Source organism: Exiguobacterium sp. s142 (assembly GCF_018618455.1).
Classification (GTDB): Bacteria; Bacillota; Bacilli; order Exiguobacteriales; family Exiguobacteriaceae; genus Exiguobacterium; species Exiguobacterium aurantiacum_A.
The window spans coordinates 21,436-27,756 of sequence record NZ_JACSMB010000024.1 but is presented as its reverse complement, the minus strand read 5'-3'; the positions used below and the strand labels follow the sequence as shown (position 1 = coordinate 27,756).

The following is a 6,321-nucleotide window of genomic DNA, read 5'->3' as shown; positions in this document are numbered from 1 at the left end:
GAAAAAGAGCGATTGTCCCGACTTGAGTCGGTCCAATCGCCCTTTTTTCTGTTCACGCTCGGATAGAGCGGAGGTTTTTCAGTGCCCTCGGTCAAGACCTAGGTCGTTCGCATCATTATCCTAAAATTTTCACGATTTCTTCCGCGACTTGCTCAGAAGACTGCGGGTTTTGTCCCGTGACAAGGCGATCATCGACGGCGACGTTGACAGCCCAATTGTCGGCTTTATCAAAATCTCCGCCCTTCTCACGAAGTGCCGTCTCTAACAAGAACGGTACAGCTGAATCGAGTTGCATCTCGACTTCTTCAGCATCCGTGAATCCAGTCACGCGCTTACCTTTCACGAGTGGTTCGCCGTTGCTCAACTTGACGTTGACGAGGCCGATCGGGCCGTGACAGACAGCTGCAACGATATTGCCGCTCTCGTATACGTCTCGAACGACACGCTGTAACGTCTCGCTTCCTGGGAAGTCGACGACTGTCCCGTGTCCGCCTGGAAGGAAGACAGCATCATATGTCTCATCCGCTACTTGATCAAGACGGACCGTATCTTTCAACAAGGTTTTCGTATTTAAGATCTCTTCCGGTAATCCGTCTTCTAGGCTGTTCGCATCGATTGGCACGTCTCCACCTTCGATACTAGCAATCGTTACTTTGTAGCCTTTCTTCTCGAACAAAAGGTACGGTTCAGCGAACTCCCCGAGCCATAACCCTGTTTCGTGGCCGTTCTCTAGTTTATTGGCAGATGTCGTGACGATCAGTACGTGTTTAGACATGTGATTTCCTCCTTCTGAAATTAAGCATACGAATTAAATGTTCCCGTTGTGGTTCGATTCAAACCATCGAACGCTCGACACGACGAGACGTCATTCTTTTTTTGACCTGGTCATTTTTTTGAAACAGGAACGGCGCCTGAACTCGTTATACTCGGATTATCAGTCATCAGGAGGGAACAATCGTGACCAAATCGATACTTGAATGGGGATTTCTTGCCGTTGCCGCTTTAATTGTCGTCCTCGTATTGCTCGGCGGAATGTGGACGAACATGTGACCTCGCTTCGCTGAGATGTCACATGATTGTTCGTTTGAAACACGCCTTAAATCGGGAACAGACACATGTTGTCCTATCGCCACATTCATTTGAGAAAGGATGTTGAATATGTCAGAACGCGTTTTCATCAGTCCCGCAAAGTATGTGCAAGGCAAGAATACGATTGACCGGATCGGGGATTATGTCGGGCATTTCGGCTCACAGGCACTTCTCATCGCCGACGATATCGTCTGGAGCTTGATCGGGGAACGGGTGACCGCCTCGTTGACGTCGAGCGGTGTGAACGCCGAGAAAGCCGACTTTGTCGGGGAAGCGTCGCGCCACGAAATCGAGCGGATCACCAAGGCGGCAGAAGCGAACGAGACGTCGTTCGTCATCGGTATGGGCGGCGGGAAAACGCTCGACACGGCCAAAGCCGTCGCCGATGCGCTTAATGCCCGCATCGTCATCGTGCCGACCATCGCCTCGACTGACGCCCCGACGAGTGCCCTCTCGGTCATCTATACGGATGAAGGTAATTTTGAGAGTTACCGGTTTTATAAGAAGAATCCCGATTTGGTCCTCGTTGACACGAAACTGATCGCCGAGGCCCCGGCCCGCTTCCTCGCCTCAGGGATCGCCGACGCGCTCGCGACGTGGGTCGAGGTCCGGAGTGTCCTCGCGTTCGGTGGCAAGACGATGGCAGGCGGCGTCCCGACGATCGCCGCCGAAGCGATCGCCAAGCGCTGTGAAGAAGTGTTGTTCGATTATGGGATTCCGGCCTATGAATCGGTAAAAGCAAAAGTCGTCACGCCGGCGCTTGAAGATGTCGTTGAAGCGAACACGCTATTGAGCGGTCTCGGTTTCGAGAGCGGTGGATTGGCGGCAGCCCATGCCATCCATAATGGCTTTACCGCCTTAGACGGGGAGATCCATCATTTGACGCACGGTGAGAAAGTCGCGTTCGGGACACTCGTCCAGCTCGCGCTTGAAGGACGGACGCAAGCCGAGTTCGAACGGTACGTCGCCCTTTACATGGCGCTCGATTTGCCGGTCACACTCGAAGACGTGAAACTAAAAGACGCGTCACGAGAAGATATCTTGAAAGTCGGTCAAGCAGCGACCGCTGAAGGGGAAACGATTCATAGCGGTTTCGACGTGTCGCCTGAAGATGTGGCCGACGCCATCATCGCCGCCGACCGTTACGCCCGCCTCTACCAAAGCAAACTGACCTAAAAAGACGAGGAACGGCTACTTGAGCTGTTCCTCGTCTTTAGTTGAAGTTACGAATGAGACGACGATGCCGAGCGCCATACAGCTGACTGTCAGCACGAAAAACGTCAGTTGATTCGCGTAAATGATGTTCGTGAACTGGTTCCAACCCGACGCGTACGTCGCATTTTCAGAAGCTCGTATCCCGTCCCGCAACGAACTTGCCTGCCCGAAGTTCACGTATAGACCGATCCCCGCCATCAATATGCTCCCGGCGAAGAGACCGACCCGCGCGAGACCGTTCACCGACGCGACCGTTCTCCTGGCGAGCCGGACGGTGATCCAAATGAACAACAAGACGAACGGCCAGCCAACCAACAAGACGAGCACGTACGGGTTTCCTTCGCCCGCTGGCTCCGTATAGGCGGCCGTCATCGTTTCACCGAGCTTGAATAACATAAATGTGATGAGCGTGATGATGAACCACGCCTTGATCAACTTCTCCATGACAACACCTCGTCCCCAGTATACCAAAAACACCATGCGCTTTCGCACACGGTGTCAAGTCACTCTTTCGGACGAACGGCGTAGTAGATCAAAATGACGAGCCACGTCCAAACCCCGGTAAAGATTCCGAGGATCGCGATGATGAAAAAACCGAGCGGGATCATCGATTTCGTCCGGTTGTAGTCTTTCCACATATTCGATAACCCTTTGATATTGAAATACAAAAAGGCAAAGAATAGGACGAGCAATAACAACGGTAAGCCAAAAATAAGTTCCATATGCGTCCACTCCTCTCTTCTGTTGCACAGTTCTTCTCTATACAATCAGTTTACTTCGTTTAAGCCCCCCGGCACATCGGGCTGGGGCAGTACATCTATCGGGTCACGAGACGGAGACTGTCGTTTGAGTATTCCCTAATCACTCGTCTTTTCATCATTTCAAAAAAAGGGAAAAGGAAACTATCCATGCATAAGGGGGTCGTCCTAATGAAACTCATCCGCCTGCTGCTCATCCTCGTACTCGTCTTCACCGCCTCGTCTACTTATGCCGCCACCCCGTCACCTCAGCCCGGCTACACGATCAAGACGACGAAACTATACTGGCGGGCCATGCAATCGTCACCGGTCGCCAAGACACTCCTCACAAACACACCCGTCCGTTACACAACGTACAATCGAAGCTGGTCGAACGTCTACATCGGGAGCACCCGCTACTTCACACCATCGAGCAATCTAAAGTCCGGTATCCCGAAACTCACGTCAACGGAGCGGTTGCGGCTCGTCAACAAGCAACATGGCCTGTCCGCGTCCTATCGGTCCAGTCAACTCGTCACGCTCACCATCCCGACCGTCTATGCAAAAGGAAGCGAACGGACGCTCATGGCTGCCGAGGCGGCGCACGCGCTCGCTCGTCTCTACTATGACGGCCGAAAACAAGGACACACGCTTTACGCATTGAGCGCGTACCGGTCCTACGCCACGCAAAAATCACTCTACAATTATTGGGTCAACGCTCGCGGCACGGCCTATGCCTCGATGTATGTCGCTCGTCCCGGCCACAGTGAGCACCAAACCGGGCTTGCCGTCGATATGACGAGTCAACAGATGCGGATGGGACTATACGCCTCGTTCGATCAGACACCTGAAGGCAAATGGATGATCCAGAACGCTCACCGCTATGGTTACATCGTTCGCTATCCAAAAGGGAAAGAAAAGATCACCGGCTACAACTATGAGCCGTGGCATCTCCGCTATGTCGGTGTGAAGGAAGCGACGACGATGAAGCAAAACAACTGGACGTTCGAGGAGTGGTGGAGCAAACGCTAAGTCCGAGCATCTAGTCGCTAGGAAGCGAGGTGCCCCATGTATACTAGACGTGTACGAATTTGCAGAGGAGGACATCTCGATGTGGATTGTGATGAACAAACTAGATGTTGAAAAAGGGAAAGTCGATGCGGTCAAAGCCCGGTTCCAAACGACAAAAGGAATCGAGACGATGGACGGATTTATCCGCATGCAAGTGTTGACCGATACGTCTGACGAAACGAAAGATCAAGTCGTGATCATGACGACGTGGCGCGACGCTGCGAGCTTTGAAAACTGGCGCGACAGCGGTGCCTATAAACACGCCCATAAAAAACGGGACGACGGCACGTCTGAAGTGAAGCCCGTCGTCCTCGGAAATACCGTCACCCAATACGAGGTCGCGATCGAGCACATGGCCTCAACCGATCACGTATAAAATATCTTGCGGTCGGATGATACCGAGAAGCGGTTCACTCTCTTCCCCGGTCTCGGTGATCAAGAGCGCGTCGAGGCGCACACCGTCTTTCATGTTGATGAAATGTTGATGCGCCTCGATGACAGACGTCTCCTTCGCAACGAAACGGTAACGACGAAGGTGCGGATCGTGATGAAGTACGTCTTTAACTTGAACGCCCTCGAGTGACACGTGCGGGCCGTCGATTGTCTCGGCGAGCCAGCTGGTCACTCCTTTTTTTGTCAATAACCCGCGCCACGAGCCGTCAGTGTTATAGACCGGGAACTGGGAATAGTTTTTATCCCGAATCTCACCGAGCACCTCGACTAACGCGTCATCGGCATTAAACGTCGTCACGAGTTTACGAAACAGCGGGATGACTTGACGCGGGTGCAACAGCTCCCGCTCCACTTCGAGCATCAACTCGACGATCGAGTCGTGCGGTTCGGCGATAATGAAATCAGGCTCTCGTCGTTCGTGGACAATCGCATTGCGTAGCTGACTCATTTGGTGCAAATCTTCTTTATACCGCTCGATGATCGGATTATGCTTGGCGAGACGGTTGACCATGTTGCTGAAGCTAAAATGTTGTCCGTCTCCCATCTCACGGCTCAAATAATCTTCAATCCGGTGGTACGATGCGATAAATTCTTCGGCTCGACTCATATGTTCACTCTCCTTATCGCCTATCTATACCCTATTTTTTAATCGTTTGAGCAGGAAACCATTCCTTCGTCTCGAATGAATGGACATCACCTATTTTGAAAGGAGGAGAGCCGATGGCGACTCCGATCCAGCAAGCTACGCCCTTATCCAATCAAGACGCGTTCCGCTCCGGGATGCGTGCCGGCATCCCGGTTGCGGTCGGTTATATTCCGATCGCGATCGCGTTTGGCCTCCTCGCCAAATCGTTCGATATGCCAAACGTCATCACGTTGGCCATGTCGTTATTCATCTTTGCCGGTGCGAGCCAATTTATCGGTATTCAATTGATCATGGCCGGCTCGATGTATTGGGAGATCGTCTTGACGACGTTCATTTTGAACTTGCGCCATTTCCTCATGTCGGCCTCGCTGTCGCAACGGATCGAGACAACCTCGAACCGTTTCCTGGCAGCCATCGCATTCGGAGTGACCGATGAAACGTTCAGTGTCGCCTCGACTCGAAACGAAGCGACACGTGGCCACTTTGTCCTCGGTTTGAACTTGATCGCCTTTTTCGCTTGGAACGTCGGGACATGGATCGGCGTATTTCTCGCCTTCGGTCTCCCCCAGTCGGTCCAGGCGAGCATGGGCATCGCCTTGTACGCCATGTTCATCGGATTGCTCGTCCCATCGCTCACGCGAAAACCGGTCATCGTCGTCGCGGCGCTTGCCGTCGTGACCCAAGTCGTGCTCTATTGGGGTGTCGCCCCGTTCATCCCGCTATCATCGGGTTTGAGTATCATCATCGCGACAATCGTCGCCGCCGGGGTCGGCGCCCTGCTTTATGAACAGGAGGGCGTAACATGATCAGTCTGTTCTTGCTCGTCCTCGCTATGGCGCTCGTCACGTACGTCCCGCGGCTCGTGCCGCTCCTTTGGCTGCGCGACTTGAAGTTACCGCCGCTCTTGAAGCGCTTCTTGTTGTTCACACCGTATGCCGTGCTCGCGAGCTTGATTTTCCCGGGTATCCTCTATTCGACGAGCAGCCTGTCGTCAGCCTTGGCCGGAGGCGTCTTCGCCACGATGCTCGCCTTGTTGCGCGTCAACTTGATGCTCGTCGTGCTCGGCGGCATCCTCGGGGTGTACGTCGTCGAAACGTTCATCTGACAAAC

General features: G+C 53.3%; 9 protein-coding genes. 5 read left to right on the top strand and 4 right to left on the bottom strand.

Going from position 1 to position 6,321, the window contains the following annotated elements; all coding sequences use genetic code 11:
- Positions 1–115: 115 nt before the first annotated feature.
- Positions 116–775 carry a type 1 glutamine amidotransferase domain-containing protein gene (locus KNP77_RS14805; RefSeq protein ID WP_070328065.1) on the bottom strand — a complete coding sequence of 220 codons (660 nt, stop codon included), beginning with the start codon at positions 773–775 and terminating at the stop codon, positions 116–118.
- A 383-nt stretch (positions 776–1,158) separates the two neighbouring features.
- Here KNP77_RS14805 and KNP77_RS14800 point away from each other — a divergent pair, with 383 nt between their 5' ends.
- Positions 1,159–2,265: a glycerol dehydrogenase gene (locus KNP77_RS14800; RefSeq protein WP_214891522.1), complete on the top strand. Its 1,107-nt coding sequence runs from the start codon at positions 1,159–1,161 to the stop codon at positions 2,263–2,265.
- 15 nt (positions 2,266–2,280) lie between these two features.
- Here KNP77_RS14800 and KNP77_RS14795 read toward each other — a convergent pair whose 3' ends face one another.
- Positions 2,281–2,748 (bottom strand): hypothetical protein, encoded by a 468-nt coding sequence (locus KNP77_RS14795; protein ID WP_214891520.1) that lies wholly within the window; start codon positions 2,746–2,748, stop codon positions 2,281–2,283.
- Positions 2,749–2,807: 59 nt separating this feature from the next.
- Positions 2,808–3,026, bottom strand: a complete 219-nt coding sequence (locus KNP77_RS14790) for a hypothetical protein (protein WP_016507949.1) — start codon at positions 3,024–3,026, stop codon at positions 2,808–2,810.
- A gap of 207 nt (positions 3,027–3,233) precedes the next feature.
- Here KNP77_RS14790 and KNP77_RS14785 point away from each other — a divergent pair, with 207 nt between their 5' ends.
- Positions 3,234–4,073, top strand: coding sequence for a M15 family metallopeptidase (locus KNP77_RS14785; protein WP_214891518.1), 840 nt, complete (start codon positions 3,234–3,236; stop codon positions 4,071–4,073).
- Positions 4,074–4,152: 79 nt separating this feature from the next.
- Positions 4,153–4,488 (top strand): antibiotic biosynthesis monooxygenase, encoded by a 336-nt coding sequence (locus KNP77_RS14780; protein WP_070328061.1) that lies wholly within the window; start codon positions 4,153–4,155, stop codon positions 4,486–4,488.
- Here the strand turns inward: KNP77_RS14780 and KNP77_RS14775 are convergent.
- Positions 4,471–5,172 carry a CBS domain-containing protein gene (locus tag KNP77_RS14775; RefSeq protein ID WP_131457851.1) on the bottom strand — a complete coding sequence of 234 codons (702 nt, stop codon included), beginning with the start codon at positions 5,170–5,172 and terminating at the stop codon, positions 4,471–4,473. The genes KNP77_RS14780 and KNP77_RS14775 overlap by 18 nt on opposite strands.
- Before the next feature lie 113 nt (positions 5,173–5,285).
- Here KNP77_RS14775 and KNP77_RS14770 point away from each other — a divergent pair, with 113 nt between their 5' ends.
- Positions 5,286–6,017, top strand: coding sequence for an AzlC family ABC transporter permease (locus tag KNP77_RS14770; protein ID WP_131457852.1), 732 nt, complete (start codon positions 5,286–5,288; stop codon positions 6,015–6,017).
- Complete coding sequence (locus KNP77_RS14765; RefSeq protein ID WP_070328058.1) at positions 6,014–6,316, top strand: AzlD domain-containing protein; 303 nt, start codon at positions 6,014–6,016, stop codon at positions 6,314–6,316. The genes KNP77_RS14770 and KNP77_RS14765 overlap by 4 nt, the downstream gene beginning before the upstream one ends.
- The last annotated feature ends 5 nt before the right edge of the window (positions 6,317–6,321 follow it).

Excerpts from the sequence above, each read along its gene's own strand:
- KNP77_RS14805 (WP_070328065.1), bottom strand. The coding sequence starts at position 775 with ATGTCTAAACACGTACTGATCGTCACGACATCTGCCAATAAACTAGAG.
- KNP77_RS14800 (WP_214891522.1), top strand. The coding sequence starts at position 1,159 with ATGTCAGAACGCGTTTTCATCAGTCCCGCAAAGTATGTGCAAGGCAAG.
- KNP77_RS14795 (WP_214891520.1), bottom strand. The coding sequence starts at position 2,748 with ATGGAGAAGTTGATCAAGGCGTGGTTCATCATCACGCTCATCACATTT.
- KNP77_RS14790 (WP_016507949.1), bottom strand. The coding sequence starts at position 3,026 with ATGGAACTTATTTTTGGCTTACCGTTGTTATTGCTCGTCCTATTCTTT.
- KNP77_RS14785 (WP_214891518.1), top strand. The coding sequence starts at position 3,234 with ATGAAACTCATCCGCCTGCTGCTCATCCTCGTACTCGTCTTCACCGCC.
- KNP77_RS14780 (WP_070328061.1), top strand. The coding sequence starts at position 4,153 with ATGTGGATTGTGATGAACAAACTAGATGTTGAAAAAGGGAAAGTCGAT.
- KNP77_RS14775 (WP_131457851.1), bottom strand. The coding sequence starts at position 5,172 with ATGAGTCGAGCCGAAGAATTTATCGCATCGTACCACCGGATTGAAGAT.
- KNP77_RS14770 (WP_131457852.1), top strand. The coding sequence starts at position 5,286 with ATGGCGACTCCGATCCAGCAAGCTACGCCCTTATCCAATCAAGACGCG.
- KNP77_RS14765 (WP_070328058.1), top strand. The coding sequence starts at position 6,014 with ATGATCAGTCTGTTCTTGCTCGTCCTCGCTATGGCGCTCGTCACGTAC.